The organism is Nitrosomonas sp. (assembly GCF_021731985.1).
Taxonomy (GTDB): domain Bacteria; phylum Pseudomonadota; class Gammaproteobacteria; order Burkholderiales; family Nitrosomonadaceae; genus Nitrosomonas.
In genome coordinates, this window is sequence record NZ_JAKFWH010000089.1 from 14,898 (window position 1) to 34,216 (window position 19,319).

The 19,319-nt window shown below is 45.7% G+C and carries 13 protein-coding genes; 3 read left to right on the top strand and 10 right to left on the bottom strand.

The window, feature by feature from the left end:
- Positions 1-86 precede the first annotated feature (86 nt).
- Entirely contained in the window at positions 87-2,558 is a 2,472-nt protein-coding gene (locus QZ942_RS13255) for an acyl-CoA dehydrogenase (protein ID WP_292996400.1), read from the bottom strand.
- A gap of 366 nt (positions 2,559-2,924) precedes the next feature.
- Here QZ942_RS13255 and dapE point away from each other — a divergent pair, with 366 nt between their 5' ends.
- Together dapE and QZ942_RS13265 are read left to right on the top strand one after the other, a co-directional pair.
- Positions 2,925-4,127, top strand: coding sequence for a succinyl-diaminopimelate desuccinylase (gene dapE / locus QZ942_RS13260; RefSeq protein WP_292996402.1), 1,203 nt, complete (start codon positions 2,925-2,927; stop codon positions 4,125-4,127).
- 149 nt (positions 4,128-4,276) lie between these two features.
- Positions 4,277-6,091, top strand: coding sequence for a zincin-like metallopeptidase domain-containing protein (locus tag QZ942_RS13265; protein ID WP_292996405.1), 1,815 nt, complete (start codon positions 4,277-4,279; stop codon positions 6,089-6,091).
- A gap of 67 nt (positions 6,092-6,158) precedes the next feature.
- Here the strand turns inward: QZ942_RS13265 and QZ942_RS13270 are convergent, their stop codons facing one another.
- A complete protein-coding gene (locus QZ942_RS13270; protein ID WP_292996407.1) occupies positions 6,159-6,791 on the bottom strand; it encodes a DsbA family protein in 633 nt (210 codons plus the stop codon).
- Positions 6,792-7,117: 326 nt separating this feature from the next.
- Here QZ942_RS13270 and QZ942_RS13275 point away from each other — a divergent pair, with 326 nt between their 5' ends.
- Complete coding sequence (locus QZ942_RS13275) at positions 7,118-8,053, top strand: DUF6279 family lipoprotein (RefSeq protein ID WP_292996410.1); 936 nt, start codon at positions 7,118-7,120, stop codon at positions 8,051-8,053.
- Positions 8,054-8,378: 325 nt separating this feature from the next.
- On the opposite strand, the gene QZ942_RS13280 is transcribed toward QZ942_RS13275, so the two are convergent.
- The 8 genes from QZ942_RS13280 to QZ942_RS13315 form a co-directional block, all read right to left on the bottom strand.
- Positions 8,379-9,683 (bottom strand): DUF4157 domain-containing protein, encoded by a 1,305-nt coding sequence (locus QZ942_RS13280; protein ID WP_292996413.1) that lies wholly within the window; start codon positions 9,681-9,683, stop codon positions 8,379-8,381.
- Between the two features lie 575 nt (positions 9,684-10,258).
- Entirely contained in the window at positions 10,259-10,594 is a 336-nt protein-coding gene (locus QZ942_RS13285; RefSeq protein ID WP_292996416.1) for a hypothetical protein, read from the bottom strand.
- A 20-nt stretch (positions 10,595-10,614) separates the two neighbouring features.
- The gene (locus tag QZ942_RS13290; protein WP_292996419.1) at positions 10,615-10,986 is read right to left on the bottom strand and encodes a hypothetical protein; all 372 of its coding nucleotides are present in this window, start codon (positions 10,984-10,986) and stop codon (positions 10,615-10,617) included.
- A 437-nt stretch (positions 10,987-11,423) separates the two neighbouring features.
- Entirely contained in the window at positions 11,424-13,718 is a 2,295-nt protein-coding gene (locus QZ942_RS13295; protein WP_292996421.1) for a hypothetical protein, read from the bottom strand.
- A 47-nt stretch (positions 13,719-13,765) separates the two neighbouring features.
- Positions 13,766-14,386 (bottom strand): class I SAM-dependent methyltransferase, encoded by a 621-nt coding sequence (locus QZ942_RS13300; protein WP_292996424.1) that lies wholly within the window; start codon positions 14,384-14,386, stop codon positions 13,766-13,768.
- Between the two features lie 48 nt (positions 14,387-14,434).
- Complete coding sequence (locus QZ942_RS13305) at positions 14,435-17,059, bottom strand: hypothetical protein (protein ID WP_292996427.1); 2,625 nt, start codon at positions 17,057-17,059, stop codon at positions 14,435-14,437.
- 7 nt (positions 17,060-17,066) lie between these two features.
- Positions 17,067-18,413 carry an ATP-binding protein gene (locus QZ942_RS13310; RefSeq protein ID WP_292996430.1) on the bottom strand — a complete coding sequence of 449 codons (1,347 nt, stop codon included), beginning with the start codon at positions 18,411-18,413 and terminating at the stop codon, positions 17,067-17,069.
- Between the two features lie 39 nt (positions 18,414-18,452).
- Positions 18,453-19,319, bottom strand: an 867-nt coding sequence (locus tag QZ942_RS13315; RefSeq protein ID WP_292996432.1) for a contractile injection system tape measure protein, incomplete at its 5' end; no start/stop codon positions are given.

Consider the following 19,319-nt stretch of genomic DNA (forward strand, 5'->3'; position numbering starts at 1 on the left):
GCGAAAGCCGGAATTCAGAAGAATCAACAAACTGGGCACCAGCTTTCGCCGGTGCGACGAATAATTCAGTGGTTTTTTAGTAAATTTTACTCCACTGTATCCTTATTTTCACTGGCTGTCTTGGCGCTCTCTGTACTTTCGCTGGCCGTACTGGCCGTATCATCACCACGCTTGGCAGCAGCAGTATTTTTATCACTATTTACTGCACTTCTGGTTGCTTTGCCGCCTCCGTTACTAGCGGTTTTGACTTCCTTACCAAAATCAGGCGGAAAATCATCCACCTTAACCACCCGGCTGCGCAAGTCTTTCATCTTATTCAGCAAGTCGGCTTCTTCAGCAGTGATGACTTTGAGTGCCAATGCCTGGGCAATTTTCTCATCGCCTCGCGCAGTAATTTGGCGTAGCTTAGTAGCTTCCCGCAGCTTGGCTTCAACCGCCCCGCACTCGACAACACATTGCAAGGCCAATTCCAAATCCGCCATCGGCTCGTTATCCGCTGTCGGCACATAAATCCCGGTCGTCAGTCGATCCCGCACGGCACCCGGTTCCATCATTAACCGGGAAACCTCATGCGCCAAGTCGTCAGCAGGCCGCTTGCAGCGTTTGCCGAGCGGGAAAACCAGCGCTCTCAGCAACCAGATCAGCGCAATATGTCCGGGGAAGTTAGTCAGAAATTCATCAAAGGCCTGTTGCATTTGATATAGGGCATCCTGCATCGACCAGTGCAACAGCGGCAAATCAGCACTGGGACGGCCATCATCCTCGAAACGTTTCAATGTTGCCGAGCATAAATAAAGCATGCTCAAAATATCACCCAGTCTGGCGGATAATCTTTCTTTACGTTTGAGTGAGCCGCCTAATCGCATCAGCCCGACATCGGCGATAAAGGCGAAGCTGGCGGAAAAACGTGCCAGTTGGCGATAATAAACGGCCGTTTCCGGGGAGCTGTTTTCCGGCGCATTGTCTTTTATATAATCACCAAACAATGCGTACACCAAACTGTTGGCGGTATTACGCAGCGTAAACTTTGCATGCCCCATCAATGCTTCGTCAAACGCCAGCGATGCGCTATCCGGGTTTTTATCCTGCGTGGCGTTGACTTCTTTTAGCAGATAAGGATGGCAACGGATCGCACCCTGGCCAAAAATAATCATGTTACGCGTCAGAATATTGGCGCCTTCTACGGTGATGCTGACGGGAATCTGCTGATAAGTGCGCCCCAGATAGTTTCTTGGGCCGATACAGATTGCTTTGCCGCCGTGAATATCCATGGCATCGTTAACCGCTTGACGTCCCCGTTCGGTCAGATGATATTTGACGATCGCCGAAGCCACCGAGGGTTTCTCGCCCAGATCAACCGAGCCGGCTGTCATGACACGCGCGGCATCCATCATGTAGGTATTGCCGCCAATCCGCGCCAGTGCTTCCTCGATTCCTTCGAAATAACCGATCGGCGTTTTAAATTGCGTACGCACCCGGCTATACGCGCCAGCGGTTCGTGCTGCCAATTTTGCCGCGCCCACACTGGTGGCTGGCAACGAAATGGCGCGCCCGACTGACAGACAGTTCATCAACATGCGCCACCCTTGCCCGACCCCTTCTTGCCCGCCGATGATCCAATCCATCGGAATGAATACTTCCTTTCCCCAATTGGGGCCATTTTGGAATGCCCCATTGAGCGGATAATGCCGCCGCCCGATATTCACCCCCGGGGTGTTGGTGGGAATAAGCGCCAGCGTAATACCGAGATCTTCATTTCCGCCGAGTAATTTGTCGGGATCATACAGCTTGAATGCCAGCCCTAAAATGGTCGCAACCGGGCCCAGGGTAATATAGCGTTTCTCCCAGGTTACCCGCATACCCAGGACATCGGTTTTGCCGTCATACTCACCCCGGCAGACGATCGCAAAATCCGGCATGGAACCGGCATCCGAGCCAGCTTCCGGTGAAGTCAGCGCAAAACACGGCACTTCCAGACCCTTGGCAAGACGCGGCAGATAATATTCTTTCTGTTTCTCGGTGCCATAATGCAACAGCAGCTCAGCCGGTCCCAATGAATTCGGCACCATCACCGTTACTGCCGCAGTACCGCTGCGCGAACCGATTTTCATCACGACTTCGGAGTGTGCCAGCGCTGAAAATCCGTAGCCGCCATACTGCTTGGGGATAATCAAACCAAAAAAGCCTTTTTCCTTGATAAACTGCCAGACTTCCGGCGGCAAATCTTTCAACTCATGAGTAATCTTCCATTCATCCAGCATCGCGCATAATTGCTCAACCGGACCATTGAGAAAAGCTTGTTCCTCCGCCGTCAATTGCGGCTTCGGATAAGCCAGCAATTTTTTCCAGTCGGGTTTGCCGCTGAATAATTCACCTTCCCACCAAACCGTGCCTGCATCCAATGCTTCCTGCTCCGTCTGGGAAATTTGCGGAAGCATTTTGCGAAAAATTTTCAGAACCTGATTTGAAACCAGGAAACGGCGTATGACAGGAACTGCCAGAATTAAACTAATGACTGCAACGAGCAGCAAGATGACATAAAAGAGAAACATAAGCATGATGATTTTCCCCGTAGTGAGTTAAGCCCAAATCAAGTTACGCACATTACATGTCAACAGTGCAAGACATGAATCAGCTATGTAGAATCCGGCATCGGTTTAAGGAAACTCTGATCAAGTCCTTCGACAGGCTCAGGACGAACGGTAATATATTGATTACGTTCGTGGTGAGCTTGTCGAACCATGAATGTAATCAACTTAATCAGAGTTTCCTTGACAGCCTGTTCAATAGCTTACCGCCTCAAATTTACAGGATAATCACTTAAATCCCTACATTAACCCGAAAGTTTTATGGACATATTGTTGTGTAATTCATACACTCACGCTATAAAAACTATTTCATTACTTAAATTCAGGAAAAATCCCATGTCCAATGACACACTGGCCCTCGCGCAGACACTGATTACCCGCCGCTCACTGACACCTGCCGATGACGGTTGTCAGGACATTTTAATCGAGCGTTTGGAAAAACTCGGTTTCCATATTGAAAAAATGCGTTTTGGCGAAGTCGATAATCTTTGGGCGCGCCGTGGCAATACAGCTCCCGTGCTCTGCTTTGCGGGACATACCGATGTGGTGCCCACCGGCCCGCTGGAACAGTGGGACAGCGATCCATTTACCCCCGCCATCCGCGATGGCAAACTCTATGGACGCGGCGCTGTCGACATGAAATCGTCGCTCGCAGCCTTTATCACCGCCATCGAAGCTTTTGTCGCACACCATGCCAATCATCAAGGATCGATTGCGCTGCTGATCACTTCCGACGAAGAAGGCATCGCAGTCGACGGCACGGTCAAAGTGGTCGAAACGCTCAAAGCGCGCGGCGAATTACTGGATTACTGTATTGTGGGCGAACCCACTTGCACCGAAAAGTTGGGAGACACCCTCAAAAACGGCCGCCGCGGCTCTCTGTCCGGCAATCTGACGATTAAAGGCATACAAGGCCATATCGCTTACCCGCACCTGGCAAAAAACCCGATCCATCTGGCCGCGCCGGCCATTGCGGAATTGGCGCAAACCGAATGGGATCAAGGCAATGAATATTTTCCGCCAACCACCTGGCATATCTCGAATATTCATGGCGGCACCGGCGCCACCAACGTCATTCCCGGCACACTGAATTTATTATTCAATTTCCGTTTCTCCACCGCCAGCACCGTCGATTCCCTCAAAGCCCGCGTGTATGAAATTCTTGACCGGCATGGCTTTGACTATGAATTAGCGTGGGAACTCTCAGGAAAACCTTTTCTCACGTCCAAAGGTGAACTAGCCAACGCCATGAGCGATGCCATTACCCAAGTCACCACCCTCGAACCACAGCTTTCCACTTCCGGCGGCACCTCGGACGGCCGCTTTATCGCCGATATCTGCGCGCAAGTCATCGAATTTGGCCCGCTCAATGCAACGATACACAAATTGAATGAGTATGTTGCAGTCGATGACATCGAGCAACTGTCGAAAATTTATCAGTTAACCCTGGAAAATTTACTGGCCGACAAAAATGAAACAGCCCACGCAAATTCAGGCAGCTTCATGGATAGATTGAAGAAATTTTTTTCTTTTGGATGAGATAATAATTGGAGTGATTGAAATGCCCGCTTACGAGCAGAAGCAATCACTCACCTGAGCCAAAGCCAAATCATTTTCTGACAACATCTTTCAAGAATAAATGTATTTGCATGAATTACCTAGGAAAAGCCACGAATAGGGACTCAACAATGAAAAATCTTTTTCTAATTCTTCTTTCTCTGACATTAGCTACAGCATGCCAGACGCAAAACAACAAAACCATGAAACCAGCTTCACTGCCAAATGGTTACTGGTCACTCGAGAAAAGCCAACCTTTAATCGACGAGACACAAACAATTCATCTCACTACCAATCTTTCAGAACTCAGCACTGGCGAACGAATCGCGATCGAGAAACTACTGCTAGCTGGGAACATTTTTCAGCGCTTATATGAAAAACAGCGACACCCACAAGCACAGAGTTCACACCATATTCTCGTGCAACTTGATAAGGCAAACAGTTCTCAAGCTACGCAAAATCTCTTGAACCTCTATCGATTGTATCGAGGTCCCATTGCAACGACGCTTGAGAACAAACGTGAATCCTTTTTGCCTGTCGATCCAATCCAGCCAGGTATGAATCTGTATCCTTGGAAGATCACGAAGGAGCTGATCGAGGCGGCCGTTAAAGAAGATGCAACCGGTCAATTACGTGAAGAAGTACTCGACTTAAGAACCGTTGTTCGCCGAGTAGAGATACAAGACATTCGAGCGGATATCGCAACCTTGAGGAAGTATCCAGCACTCAAAACACTACATCCAAATCTGCTCGGCAAATTGCAAGCGCTCGAAACCAAACAAGGAACTGGTGGTATCTATACCGTTCCTTACGCAGTCGCATACGCAGATGATCTGTTTACAGCAAATCAGCTTTTGAACGAAGCAGCCGATGCAATTAATAAAGACGATTGGGAGTTTGCACGCTACTTGCGAAATAAAGCTCGTGACTTGTTGACGAACGATTACGAATCAGGCGATGCAAGTTGGGTCACAGGACATTTCAAGAATATTAATGCTGAGATTGGGTCATATGAAACCTACAATGATGAACTCTATGGCGTGAAGACGTTTTTTGCTTTCAGTCTTCTGTTGACACGGCAAGCTGAGACTGCTGCACTGCGCCAAGCGATTAAGGGCTTGCAATCTTTGGAAGATTCGCTTCCTTACCTCAATCACAAGAAAATTCGGGAAGATATTCCTATCGGTGTTTACGATGTAATTGCCGACTTTGGTGAGTCTCGCGGCATCAATACAGCCACGATTCTACCAAATGAAAGCTACTTGGCACGTCGATACGGACGCACGATCTTGTTGCGTGCAAACATTCTGCGCGAACCAAACATCTTTGAAGATATGACGCGAAAACTTACCGCTGCCGTCGGAGAAGAGCAAGCGAAAGAACTAACTTTAGACGGAGAATTTTATAATACGGTGTGGCATGAGGTGGGTCATTATCTCGGCGTCGACAGAACTAAAGATGGTCGCGACCTCGGGATAGCGTTTGAGGACAACTCCAGCACCCTCGAAGAACTGAAAGCTGATCTTGTGTCTCTATTTGTTGCCAAAGCGCTACACAAGCAGGGTTACTACACTGACGCGCAACTGCGGAGCGTCTACGCCGCAGGAATACTGCGCGTGTTGCTAAACAACAAACCGCGGCGCGACCAGCCCCACAACACTATGCAGCTAATGCAGTGGAACTTCTTTATGGAGAATGACCTGCTATCGTTCGATCAAACGACGAAGACTTTGCATATTCACTACGACAAGTATCACGACGTTGCCGGAAAGATGCTAGCCAAGACTCTTGATGTGCAGTTCCAGGGTGACAAAGCAGTATCTGAAAAATTCATCGATCAATACACAACGTGGGACGAAAACCTACATGGAATTGTAGCTGCAAATATACGTGCACAGCAGAAATTTCGATTCAGATTGCTTAAGTACACCACGTTGGGTGAGTGATTTGACGACGTACACCACAACAACTTCAATCAACCTCTCTGTAAACAATCCTGAGTTTTCTTACAGATTAATAGAGGTTAGTTTCTGAAGTTGTCAGATCAAGGTGAACCACTACAGATACGATAGTTTTTATCTCATTCAGCATGGTGCGATGATCCAGATAATCAATCGCAATCGGAAACACGGTACTATTATGCACCAGCCGCAAAGACGGATAGGAATAGCCATCCATGCTTCTTGCCAGTTGAATTTGATGCTGTAATTCACTTTCTATCGCCGGATTCTTCAGATCTTCGATAAAAACTTCTTCGTTCAATCCAATCTCGCGGGCACAACCTTGCAAGGTTTCCGGCAGTGATGGATTCTTCGCTTGTTGATAATAAGCGGTCTGAATGGCGCGTATCATTTCCGGCTCAGCCTCGGCGCTTTGCTTTTTGGCTGCCAGAACGGCCCGGCAGGCCGGATAAGTTGAACGGATCGGCGTATTCTGTGACCAGAAGTCCCAGTTGAAGTGAACACCGGGGACGGTTTGCTCGATGCGCTGCCATGCCTGCTGCACCATTGCTTGCGTCGCGAGCGGCATGGGTTCTGTGGTATCCGGCGCCAGCCCGCCAACAAGATAAACAATTTCCATATCGCGCGGCAAATCCTGTTGCAACGCAGCCCAGCTTTGGCTGAAGGCGTAACACCAGCTACACATGGGGTCATGGATATAAAAAAGCCGAGGAATGGACTTCAATGCTGAAATGAATGCTCAAAGGGGAGTAATATTGGTAATCTTATCGCTAATAAGCGATTAATCCTAACCATTTTGCCCAGACTGATATAAATTTCTATTGGGCACCTCTAAAAATTCAAAATTCTAAACAAAACGAGGCGCGAGCAAAAAATGGTGACGCAGCATATAACTGATATGTAAGGAAACATTTCTTGTGAGCAACAAAGTGTTGTGACGAAATTTGGATTTTTAGAGGTGCCCTATTGCTGTAAAAAAACTAGGAGTATTTCTATCTCGTGAGAACCAAAATGCATTATCGTAAGCCCCTGCTTGCATCTTTTAGTTTGCAACCGATGAGTACAATGGGGAATGCCCTGCGGATGTCTCTTGCGAGAGGCGTATTGATCTGTTTGCTGCTCCTGCTCGGCAGTTGCAGTATGTTGCGCCTCGGTTACGATCAAGGACCACAGTTGGTCTGGTGGTGGCTCGATGGTTACGTCAACTTTAGCAGCGAACAGACACCGCACGCCAAGGAAGCAATCCGCCGGTGGTTTGATTGGCACCGCAAAACGCAGCTCCCGGAATACGCGGCTTTGCTAGCCGGGCTGCGCAATCAGCTCGACGATTCAGTGACACCGGCACAGGTTTGCGGTTGGTCCGAGGAACTGAGAAACACCGTGGCGCCAGCGTTCGATCATATGCTGCAGCTCGGCGCACCGTTAGTGCCGGGTTTGGGTGAAGCGCAATGGCAACATATGGAGAAACACTACAGCAAGGGAAACGAAGAACTGCGGCGCGACCACCTGCAACCGAATATCGAAGAACGACTGGAGGCATCGACCAAGCGCACTATCAAACGCATCGAGAATCTCTACGGCAGCATTGACGAGGCACAACGACGCTTGGTCGCTGCCAGCATTGCAGCGTCACCTTTCGACCCCGAAGCCTGGCTGATCGAGCGCCAGCGCCGGCAGCACGAGACTTTGTTGACACTGCGCCGCCTGGCCGCTGAACCGGTAGAAACCGAACAGGTCGTCGCAGCACTGCGCGTATTGGTCGAGCGCGTCGAGCGCTCTGCGGATGCCCACTACCGCGCCTACCAGGTGAAACTGACCGAATACAACTGCGCTTTCATCGCGCAGATGCACAACAGCACCAACGCCACCCAGCGCCGCCATGCGCATGACAAACTAAAGAGCTGGGAAGGTGATTTTCGTGCGCTGGCAAACCATGCTATCCGGTAGCGTATTCTATCCAATCTATCCGGCAGCTTTTGCACCCATGACATCCGCTTCCTGTTCCAACCCGAGATCGTCGTTTATCGGCGTTCCCTCCGCCATTTGCAGGGTCGGCTGAACCCTTCCTTGCGCATAGGCCAAAGCGTTAAGCTGCGCGGGCTGGGACGAATTGTAATGAACCCGGACGGAGTCCATGGACATACCGGAAAGCGATTCGATGCCGGTTTTAGGTTGTCCGGAAAACCGGTGTTATTGGGTTTAGCGGAGGATTGTTGTTCCAATTGTGCCGGAGAGATTCAGCTGCTATTTTTTTGCAGTGGTTCTTCCTCTTCTAAACCTCGTCAATTTGTACGTTATTACTAACAGCACCGCTGTTGGCACCTATTACTGCCCCAATACCTCCAAAGGTAGTTACTCTTGCCAGATCGTTACCATCAAGAGCGCCTCCTTGTGCTACGGTATGGTTATAGCCTCCCGCATCTGTGATCTGTATTCTGTGATGTGCTATGGTATTGATGGCACCTCCGCCAGGACGGGCAGCGACACCGTTGTTGTTTTCAGTCTTGCTCAAAACGCGTGCATTATTGTAAGAATTGGAACCGTAGTTTAAGACCGGGACTATATGGTCAATTTCAGGTGTTTGATTTGATGCCCAAGTCCTATCAAGCAACGAATTACTTGAATGGTCAGATTTTCCGTCGACAGTGGCCACAGGCACAACTGGAACCCCGGCATTCTGGCGGTTGTTGTTATAAACCCCTGCAGCGATATTCATAGGCCCCCCTCCATAATGAAACGGAGTCGAGCCATTAATAGTGGTTATAGTACGATATGCGTTTGGATTAGCCGGTTCTCGACCAATGTGAATAATCCGTTGCACAGTCTGGCCAATACCGGAGTACGCGCCAAGAGCATATTTTGAATCTTGTCTTTCCCGCATCTGCACCGCTTTAGCCCCCATCACATCCGCTTCCCGCTCAAGTCCTTGATCATCATTAACCGGAACCCCATCTTTCATCTGCATCGTCGGTTGAACGCGACCTTGCGCTTGCTGCACCACATGCCAAGCTTCATGCGGCAAATGTTGCTCCTGCCCCGGTGCCACGTGGATGTCGGTGCCTTGCGCATAAGCTAAAGCGTTAAGCTGCGCAGGTTGAGATGAGTTGTAATGAACCCGGACGGAGTCCATGGACATACCGGAAAGCGATTCAATGCCGGTTTTGAGGTTGTCCGGCAGGCCAGTGTTGTTCGCGGTGTTGTTTGTTTGGACGGAAGACTGCTCTTTCAATTGTGCAGGAGAGTCCGTGGCTGCTTTTTTCTGTAATTCTTCCTCCTCGACCCGTTGGATCGGCTCGGATTTCTTTTGCAGGGATTCATCTTCCTCAACACGCTGCACGGATTCACCAGAAAATAACTTGCGCTGCGCCAGCACGCGCGAGCTGCTGTGCATTTGTTGGCTCATTTGGCGCTGCGCGATGGCTTGAGGAGAATTGGCCATAGTAGTGATCATCTGCCTTTGGGCAGCTGTTGATTCACGATTATCCACAAAAGCTTGATGAACAGATGAAATAGCTGCCACGGCAGCAGGATTGCGCGTTTGTTGCCGCTCTGATTCAACCGGTAATGATCGCTTCATATTACCCCCTTCGCATTATATTTTAGCAACCTAGACTAATAGACCAATTTGATACAAAAATACATCAAATTCATCGCTCTGTCTAACAGAGTGTAAACGAACCGAGGAAAAACCAAGAGGAAAATAAACCGATGAAATTTCAATCAATGCTCAACTTGACAGTGCACTGATTGAAAAAAACCATTCCGATGCCAGCCTGAGTAGAAGCGCTTTTGAGGGAGGGAGGCATGGAATGGGGAGGGGGAAGAAAGTAAAGTTATGATCCTTACCATGATTGCAATACAAAACAATCTGCACTGTTCATAACAATCTATTAAGCTAGGAGGGCCTAAAATAGACAAAAATTAATAATTTGGTCAGTAACTGTAACCGCTCAATCCAGATAGGATTATCCAGGCAAAATAAAGAAAAGGGAATGTGACAAATTGTCGCAACCAGATGGATTGATCACGGGCAGTTAAGAATGATACCCGGAACAAAATTTTAATTCATTGAATTTGTGGCAAAAACATACATATAACCGCCACGAAAAAACATGCGAATCAGAGTGTAATCATTCAATTCCTGAAGTAAATTTATTCAATCAGCTCGGCAAGATCACTTTTCTTTAGCTTTATTTTGTAAAGCAGCTTGTCATAGAAGTGAATTCGAATGATCGAACGGATAATCAGATAAACACTTAAACCAACCAAGGCAAGACTAAGTAACCCCAATGGAATCAGAAAGTGCAAAACACTTTCTGCATCATACATTCTTGATGTCGCTACCAGCACGCTCATAACGGATAAAGGAAGGGCCAATATGGCTATACCTGTCCGCATCACGGAAAGTGAGGTACGTTTTTCAGCCAGAATAAGCTGAATCTCATCCATGACTACTGTTGGGTCGGCTTTATCGATATCCGCAATCAAATCTCACACCTTTGGACTTGCTAGACAATTTTGCACGGAATGACGGCATCTTCGTCGTAAGTATAGATTGCACAAAGCCGATGATAGCCATCCGCGACAATCACTTTCCCATTCACCGAATCTCTCACCAGCAAGATGGGGGATAACTGATCCCCCGATTGTATTTTCTGTTGGTTTTTCTTGATATGGACATTACTTATCCCGAGTAATGATAAGTTGGATGCTCTAAAAATATCCTTGGCCTTGAACTCTGAAATCTTCGCCTGTTTTAGATTATCCACATAACCAATCACTGTCTGTTCATCGTATATCAGGCTCAAGTAAGACAAGGCTGCCGGATAATTATGCGCTTCTGGCTCGCTTAACCAGTTAATTTCAGTTTTCTTTGGCATGGTTATAAGAATTGAATTTCGTAGACCACGACTTATAAAACAACATTTATCGCATATTCTGAGATATTCGTATCTTCCAAAATAAAAAACCTCGCTGCAAGTAGAGTAGTCTTTTTATACTAAAAACCTCAGCTGCCTAAATCAAGCTGAAGGCTATATTTGAAAATTCTTTCAGCCAATTCTGGCTAATTTATTAGAATCTCACCTGATTGGTGATGCAATGAATCTTTCAAAAAGCCTTAATCTATGGGATTCTTGAACGATTTAAGTGACTTCAACTGAGAAATTTAGGATGAATAACCCAATTATGCTTTTGTAAGTTCTATTTTACATACGCGGCATAAAGGCTGCGGCATTGATCCCACAAGTTCATCAAACAAATCAGCACTACTTTTCAATACATATCAAAATTATTACATTGGCATCGATTCAATCTGTTACTTAATACCGTTATAGAATTTATACTTAGCAAGCAATTCCTGACGAATACGTTTTGCTATCTCATCGTGCTTCTCAGAACCAGTGCTTTTATCAGCTTCTTGTTGAAGAAATGACAATTTTGCGCTCCCATCCATCATTCTTTTCACTACATTCTCCACTGTATTAAAAGCAATCCTGGCTTTTTCTTTTATCTCGCCTAGTTTTATCCGGTAATTTTCTTTTGACAGTCCTGACGGTACGCTGGCTTGTGCATAAAGCTCGGACAGCCGGTAGGCGCTGGTATAAGATTGCGCTTGTTGCACTGCGGCATCCAGCAATGGAATATCGGTGTTCTCCTTACTCTTTTCATATTCCGCAAATGGTGGCCAATCCGCTTTCTGACTTGGAAATTTTTCATAGCCGGAAATTAATAAATGACGGCTAAAGCCACGCGGATCCGTTGGCAATGATGCGCCTTGCGCCCAATCGACAAAACCTTTGCCGTCGCCTCCCGTTTCGCCGTATTCCTTCTCAAGATTTTCTTTGAAAATACGCCCCTCAGACGCCCCCACTCCCCACAAACTGCCCTGATCCTTTAATTTTTTATTTTCAAATAAGCTGGTGTTGAAGAAATCAGTATCGTCATCCGTATCATAGGCCTTTATCAACATGTTAGGCTCTGTCGGATAGAGCATTTTCGGGTAAACATCGCTGATGGCATCACGGATAATGCGATCATAGCGATTTCCAACTTGAGAGATGTGCTCAATTTGCGCAATTTTTTGTTTCAGGAAAACCTGATGTTCTTCCTTATAGTCCTCAAGTTTGGCAGAAGGTTTTTGCTTATCGATCTTCCCGCCACTCTGATAATTATCAAAGCGGCTGTCCGCTTTCACAATCTCAGTAAGCAGCAGTGATTGATCCAGGTTGTAAAGATTGTACCCGCCGATCACTATTTGCGCCCCGGTTCCTTTGTCCTCCAGATGTTCGGTGAATTTATCCAGAACACCTTTATCTGAAATACCGGTATCCGCATCATTAGTCACTTTTAAACCAACCGCATCACCATCGCCCGAATGAATATAGACTGGGTTATTGTAAAGCTTCAAACGATCGACCAAATCTTGAGTGTGAGTACTTCCCATTACGGTTTCACGGAATACACCATAAGGATAATTCTCAGATAAAGTCTTTTGCACTTCTTTAAATTTTTCTTTGCGATTACCTGCGTCACTGCCATAAGTGAGTACGTTCCGCAACTTCTGGATATCTACCTTTTCTTCCTTAAAATGCCAGTTAGGTTCCCATAAAAAGCCAAAGCCTCTAAAGTTGATCGGGTAGTCCGGTATCTCTAGTCCATCAACGGCACTTTCCACAACATTCCTGCGTGTATCGTAATCCTCCTGAATGACCGGACTGAATGAATTCAGCCCAATCGTGATGGCTAATTTATTGGCTTTACTGTCATCGCTACCGGAAATCGCTTCATCAAAATACTTTTTGGCGATTTTTTTAACGCCACCTTCTGCATAATAGGATGCAATATTAGCAACATATCCGGGTTTCTTTTCGCCCTTATTCTCAGGAACATATTTAAAGGCAAATTTTGAATTAAGGCCGCGCACTCCGATAGAACCCGGTGTCGGTGGTTTAACTTTGAAATTTGCAGGGTTAGGCCCTAAGTTCCGAATGGCCGAAAGAACAAAGGCTCCCATATTAAATAAGTTGGGATTATCACTCGTTTCATCTTTAACCAGTAATGAGTTATTCTCGCTACTGAGGGCGTCCATGATCGCTTTCTTAAACTCAGCTTCAAGCACAAAACGTTCTTTATGATAAGTTAGTTCATTCTGGGTAAATTCATTTTTCCAAAGCAGCTCAAATATTTTTTTCTGCTTTATGCCATCTTCTTTACCTTTAGGCAGCAATAGCTCGGTAGCACTGTCCATAAAAAATATTTTTCGCTGAATTGGCGCAGTCGCATTGCTTTGCACTACATTTGCAGACGGTGAAATTTTTCTAAAATTTCGCCCATCATTTTTGAGTTGTCCGGCTTTCTCACCCTTCACATCAGTTTCTTGTGACAATGCCACATTATCATGCGTACGGACGCTATTCTGAAATAATTGTGTCATCTGTCGCTGAGCGACCGCTTTCGGACTGGAACGAATGTTTTCTATCAACCTTCGTTGTGCAATCGTACTTGGGCGATTATCCACAATATTTTGTGTGCGACTTGCTCTAAGCTTGTCATCAGCAGGTTGAGCTTGATTTACTTGTTGTTCCGATTTAGCCGGCAAAGTCCGTTTCACGCAATCCTCCGTTTTATTGGATTCTTTTCCAATCTCTATGCAAACAACTAAACATCATCCCCGTTTCGATACATAAACACCGTAAAATCATCTTCCAGGTAATCACTGAAGCATTCTACTCGCGGCGATAGTGTTCGACAAAGTGTCAGGATTTCATCGCGATCATGACCGATCAGTAAATCATGCTGCGGAAAATGGTTTTTATCCAGCATGTTAAAAGCCAATGCAAGCCGGGCGCTGTTATACAGTTTGCAGATCATGTCGGTATAAAAACCTTCATTTTTACAGCGGTAACCCAATGCACCACTGGCGATGACATAATCGACTTGCGGTAATTCCGCGGCGCTAAAGTCAGTTTGATAAAAAACAGTCTGCTTACAATCCTCATAGCGTTTTCTTGCCTCTGCAATGAATTCCGGCATTTGATCAATACCGATATAATCAAAGTCAGAAAAATGCATATCCAGGAAAGCTTTTAAATCACCATACCCACAACCAATATCCAGCAAGGTCGCACCATTCAAATCACCGACTTTTGCCAGTACTTGATAACGCGCTTGCTGGCTAAAGGTTCCGCGCCACCCTAATGACTCGACGGATCCCTGTTGAAATTCTGCAATCCGGTGACGGTGGTAGTGCATTACAGTCGCTTTCTCGATCAAATCCATTGACTTATCCTTACCGACAAGCTCCGCACCAAAGAATTAAGCATCAGCCTAATCGCCATAGGAGGCTTGTATCCTGGGCCGCGAAGGTTTTACCTTTTCTTTTTTCCGTTTCTGGTACACGACAATACTAATGGCCACACCCCCAGACAGAACAATAATTAACGGTAAATTCCCAGTCGAAATAGGCTCAAGTAAGGGGTCATACGTTAACAGAAGCAGCGCGACGACCAACGCGGGCACAACGATAATAATCAGATAAGGTATATAAAGTTTCTTGATTCTTGTATGGATACGACAAGAATAAAAATAAAGACTCGTAAATAACAAGCATAAAGCGGTTAGCGAACCCAATGCAATACGAAAATAAGCGCGATTCTCACAGACCATCTTCTCTAAGAATGATTCCGGCTCACCATGCCAAGTCATATTCTGAAAATACCTTACCAGACAGCCGCCTACAGAATTAATCTCATCACACCGGGACGGCATCTCTTCGAGCACTGCTGGCTCATTTACCATTAAGGGCCAGAATCCGATTCCGCCAAAATTATCTTTAAAATACACCACGTCATCTTCAAGCTGTTTCCAGTTCCTGCCATCAAATTCTATTACCGGAATAATATTTCTTAACAATAAACCACGCTCTATCCCGTGCAATTCACCATTTTCCAAATCCAATCTCAATTTCTTTTTGGAATCCGTAGTCGGTTCTTCGATTAGAACCAGAATTTTGGTTCTTGGATCATCACGTGAATTAGTCACAAGTGGTGTATATGTGCCATTGGAAAACTTTGTATTGTCGATCCGCTCAAGCAAATTGGAATAGCGGTATATGCCGGTTCCCAGAGCAGATTGCTGCACCAGGATATTAATAAAATAATCATTCTCTTGAGCATGCAGTTTTTTTTGCAAGTCGGCAAAAAAACGATTGAATAGCCCAATAGACTCGGAATCATCGGGGTAATCATTAAAATAGAGCGTCACACCATCCCCGCGTGTTGGCGATGATATGGCACCCAGTGTTATATTTTCTTTAATTTTTGAAAACTTATCGGTTATCTGACTGGTTAGTAGGCTGACAATACTCTCAGTCAAAGTTTCAAGAATGGATACTCTAGATGGATAGGTCAGTTTCTTCCACCAATCCCAGTAGGATTTGTCATTATAAATGACCCAATCGACCTTGCTATTGTGTTTCCGGGCTGCTTCGATAAACGCGATCTGAGGATTCTTACCGGTATCATCCGCCGATAAAATCGTGATGTCATTATGCGCATTATTCGTTTGCTTGATAACCCCCTTTTCATCGAAAGAAAGTCCGTAATAAGCTACTCTGGACAATACGCTAAAGTTTATTGTTTGCTCCTTTCCATTAGCCAGCCAGAATGGATAGAAGCCATACACCGTCCCCGACAAATCATCCAGTACACAACCACAACCATTCCCACGCCACTGAATAGGCGACGCAGCACTGTATTGGGGTTTCTTCGTATAAAGCAATGCGATGGCGGGTTGTACTACATAATCATACAAACCAGTCACAAACTCGTCGACCGATGCCAAATCTTTAGCTTCGCAAGTGTCCTTCTGCCGCATGCGCAATAAATCTATCTGCTGTAATTGTTGCGAAAAATTCGGTATCCCTTGATACGGGCCAGTGAGCAGATCTTCAGTCAATTTTTTAAAATCTTCATCGCTGATTTTTAAACTCGATAAATATTTATTTTGCTTATCCACATCCTGACAAGCACCAATACCCGCATAGATTTTAGACTTAATTGCCTGATCAAACAGGCTTTTATCGGGATAAGCCACTCCGTTTAGCGATTTATCCAATAACGTGGTGAGAACGCTGTTAAGAGAAGTAAATAGCGTATCGCCCATCAGAATATCCAGAAAACTTTGGCTAATGATTGGATCTGCATAACGATAATATTGTTGGATGACAGGTAGCAACTTATCTACCAACTCAGGATGATCCTTAAGCGCTGCGATCACCGCTTCTTTCAGAGCCGAGACATTGTCAAATTGTTTATTAACCAGTTTAGACAATTGCACATGTATTTGATCTTTGCCTTGCAGTATTTTGAAATCTTCGGCCGTCAATTGGTAATAATAAGTAGCAAGCTGGTTTTTACTGACTCTAGCAGATTCTGACCAGGGTTCAACCACCTGCAAATAAAGATGAACAAGGTCAAGCAAGGCTTGATCTGAACCGCTTCGCATCACACTATAGTAGTTGTTCCTTTGCAGTTCCGGCTGACCATCGTTCCAATCCGAAAAATCTGTACTGATCAGTATTTTCGCTTCTTCCGGAAACATGTTCGTAAAGGATGCAATGCGTTCCAGGCGAGTCTTTGTTTCATTCACATAATTGCCTATAGGCTCTATCTTGAAATCATTGATAAAACGCTGCAACCAGAACAGTGTCACCGGCCCCATCAGTCCATCTGTCAGTGGATGCTGGCTAAGCGCAACATCTCGGCTCCAATCTCGGTCATTTTGATAAATCACAGAAAGATTCTGTTGCATACGGTTGACAGTGCGCTTATCCAGTTGTCTGAATTTACTCGGATCAAGCAGGCGGTCATAGTACACATTCGTTGCAGATACCATTGAAATAAAGCAATTACATAGAATGAATACTATCCAATAAATGAAAATTTTTTTCATCGCATACTCACAAGGTTCGCCCTTCTTTTAGCAGCTCTTTGATTACACCCTTAATCAGATCATCCTGAAAAATTTCATCGCGCTTCATACGTATCGCCTGAATGGCGGCATAACGTACTGCATTGGTAATTGCACCACCTGAAAGCTCATAGTTTTCCGCCAGTTTTACTAAATCGACGTTAGATGCCAGCAATCTGCTATTTAAAAACATCCCTTGCCACAATCTTAAACGTTGATCGGCATCAGGCATGGCAAAATGCACCGAGGTTTGGAAGCGGCGCGCAAAAGCATCATCAATATTAGCCTTCAAGTTGGTTGCCAAAATTACCACGCCTGGATAATCCTCGACACGCTGCAGCAAATACGATATTTCCTGATTAGCGTAGCGATCATTCGAACTACTGGTTTGTGTTCTTTTACCGAATAAAGCATCCGCTTCATCAAAAAAAAGAATCCAGTTCTTGTTAACAGCTTGATCAAACACATTGGCGAGATTCTTTTCCGTTTCACCGATATACTTAGATACAATCATAGATAAATCAATACGATAAACATCAACTCCCATAGTCGATCCGATCAATGTCGCGGTCAGTGTTTTGCCTGTTCCAGGCGGACCATAAAACAAAGCACGATATCCCGGTTTAATATTTCTACCTAAATCCCACTGCTGCAAGATAGTTTGCGAATGCTGCAACCAGGTATTGATATTCTCAATTTCATCCATCACCTCCGAGTTAAGTACCAGATCATTCCAGGTTAATGATGTCGTAATTAATTTAGCCGGAAAATTGGTGCCGTAATCTGGTTTATCGCGACGCCCCAACGTCAATCGGTTAAGGTATTCGACCGTCACCATTAGCATAGCACTTAAGAATGGCTCACCGCTTGCGCTATGCTCTATCCTGATAATTTGTTGTTTGAAAAAGTAATGATCGGTTTGAAACAAACGCATCACTTCAAAACGTTTTGCAAGACTTTCTCCTGCCAGAATAAAAACAGCCGTTTCGCACGTGGGTAGAAATCCGCTATGCCCTTTTCCTTTCCATCCGCCAAATTCAGTAAATCCACGCGCGGTATCCTGATTATTGAGCAAAAAAGTATCCAGAACATGCGGCTGAATATGCGGCAACAGCGCCAGAATGATCACCAAGCGCTCATCGAAACCCATGCCGCATTCTTGTACCAGCCGCGCATACTCCGATTGTTCCGCAGCAATATCCGGTGGCGACAGTTTACGAATATCATCCATGGCGCCTTCCCTACAAAAATAAATATCACAACGTGCCGCCAGAACCGCCCTGAACCAGGCTATTTCCTTTTCCAGAGTTGCTGCATTCGCATTGCCTTCCATCATAGGTTACGGTCTGTTGAAATAAAATATGGAGACACTAAATTAACGCCAGCTCACGTGAACGGCTCGGTCCATCCATGCATGTTTGATGACAGAAAAACTCCACGGCAAACTATCCAATAGCATATCGAATACCCCAGGTTCAATCGTTAAATACCACATGCCATCTTCTTTTAATTGCAATCTCCCCTTGCGTCGCAAGAATGTCTCTCTAAAGCCGCTGATGGATGTATTGCCGATGGTTTTCCAGTTCTGGGTCATGCCACGTATCAATCCTTCAATTGTTTCTTTCTCGTTTTCACTGATATCGATTTCTCTGCAAATAGGAATACCCGTTGATATGCCGCATAATATCTTGTTCAATGTCAATTGGTATTCGGGAGATTGCGTCTGCTCATTCACCATAAATTGCAATAAATGCGCCGCCCGTTCAGCCGCACGACGATCGACAAATGCGCCATCTTCAACCAGTTTCAGCATGGTAAACAGACGTGGCAAATACGGCGCGGCCAACACCTGACCTGCATTGTCAATATAAATTTCCTCGAACACATCCGCTGATCGCGCTCTATTCAGCAAAGCATCAAAATCAATTAAAGCCGACTCTTCTCTCGCATACGACTCCGCTGATTCAGCTAAATCCATTTTCTGCCCAGATACTGGTCGAGTAATTGGAATCGATCCTTCGCTTACTATTTGATCCCGTTCAAGGGCATTTACAATGAGGGTTTGTAAGATTGTGTGAATCGTGCCAAAGGTTTTGCTTTGATCCAGTGCGTCACACCAGGACCGTAGTATCACTTGTGAATCCGCTTCGCCGGATAGACTTTGTGCGATTGCTTCGATGTACGCAGCAGGCTCTGTGCTTGAATCAGCTTCTTCCAGCAGATATGCCAGGCTTGCTGTCCA

Excerpts from the sequence above, each read along its gene's own strand:
- QZ942_RS13255 (WP_292996400.1), bottom strand. The coding sequence starts at position 2,558 with ATGCTTATGTTTCTCTTTTATGTCATCTTGCTGCTCGTTGCAGTCATT.
- dapE (WP_292996402.1), top strand. The coding sequence starts at position 2,925 with ATGTCCAATGACACACTGGCCCTCGCGCAGACACTGATTACCCGCCGC.
- QZ942_RS13265 (WP_292996405.1), top strand. The coding sequence starts at position 4,277 with ATGAAAAATCTTTTTCTAATTCTTCTTTCTCTGACATTAGCTACAGCA.
- QZ942_RS13270 (WP_292996407.1), bottom strand. The coding sequence starts at position 6,791 with ATGTGTAGCTGGTGTTACGCCTTCAGCCAAAGCTGGGCTGCGTTGCAA.
- QZ942_RS13275 (WP_292996410.1), top strand. The coding sequence starts at position 7,118 with ATGCATTATCGTAAGCCCCTGCTTGCATCTTTTAGTTTGCAACCGATG.
- QZ942_RS13280 (WP_292996413.1), bottom strand. The coding sequence starts at position 9,683 with ATGAAGCGATCATTACCGGTTGAATCAGAGCGGCAACAAACGCGCAAT.
- QZ942_RS13290 (WP_292996419.1), bottom strand. The coding sequence starts at position 10,986 with ATGCCAAAGAAAACTGAAATTAACTGGTTAAGCGAGCCAGAAGCGCAT.
- QZ942_RS13300 (WP_292996424.1), bottom strand. The coding sequence starts at position 14,386 with ATGGATTTGATCGAGAAAGCGACTGTAATGCACTACCACCGTCACCGG.
- QZ942_RS13305 (WP_292996427.1), bottom strand. The coding sequence starts at position 17,059 with ATGAAAAAAATTTTCATTTATTGGATAGTATTCATTCTATGTAATTGC.
- QZ942_RS13310 (WP_292996430.1), bottom strand. The coding sequence starts at position 18,413 with ATGATGGAAGGCAATGCGAATGCAGCAACTCTGGAAAAGGAAATAGCC.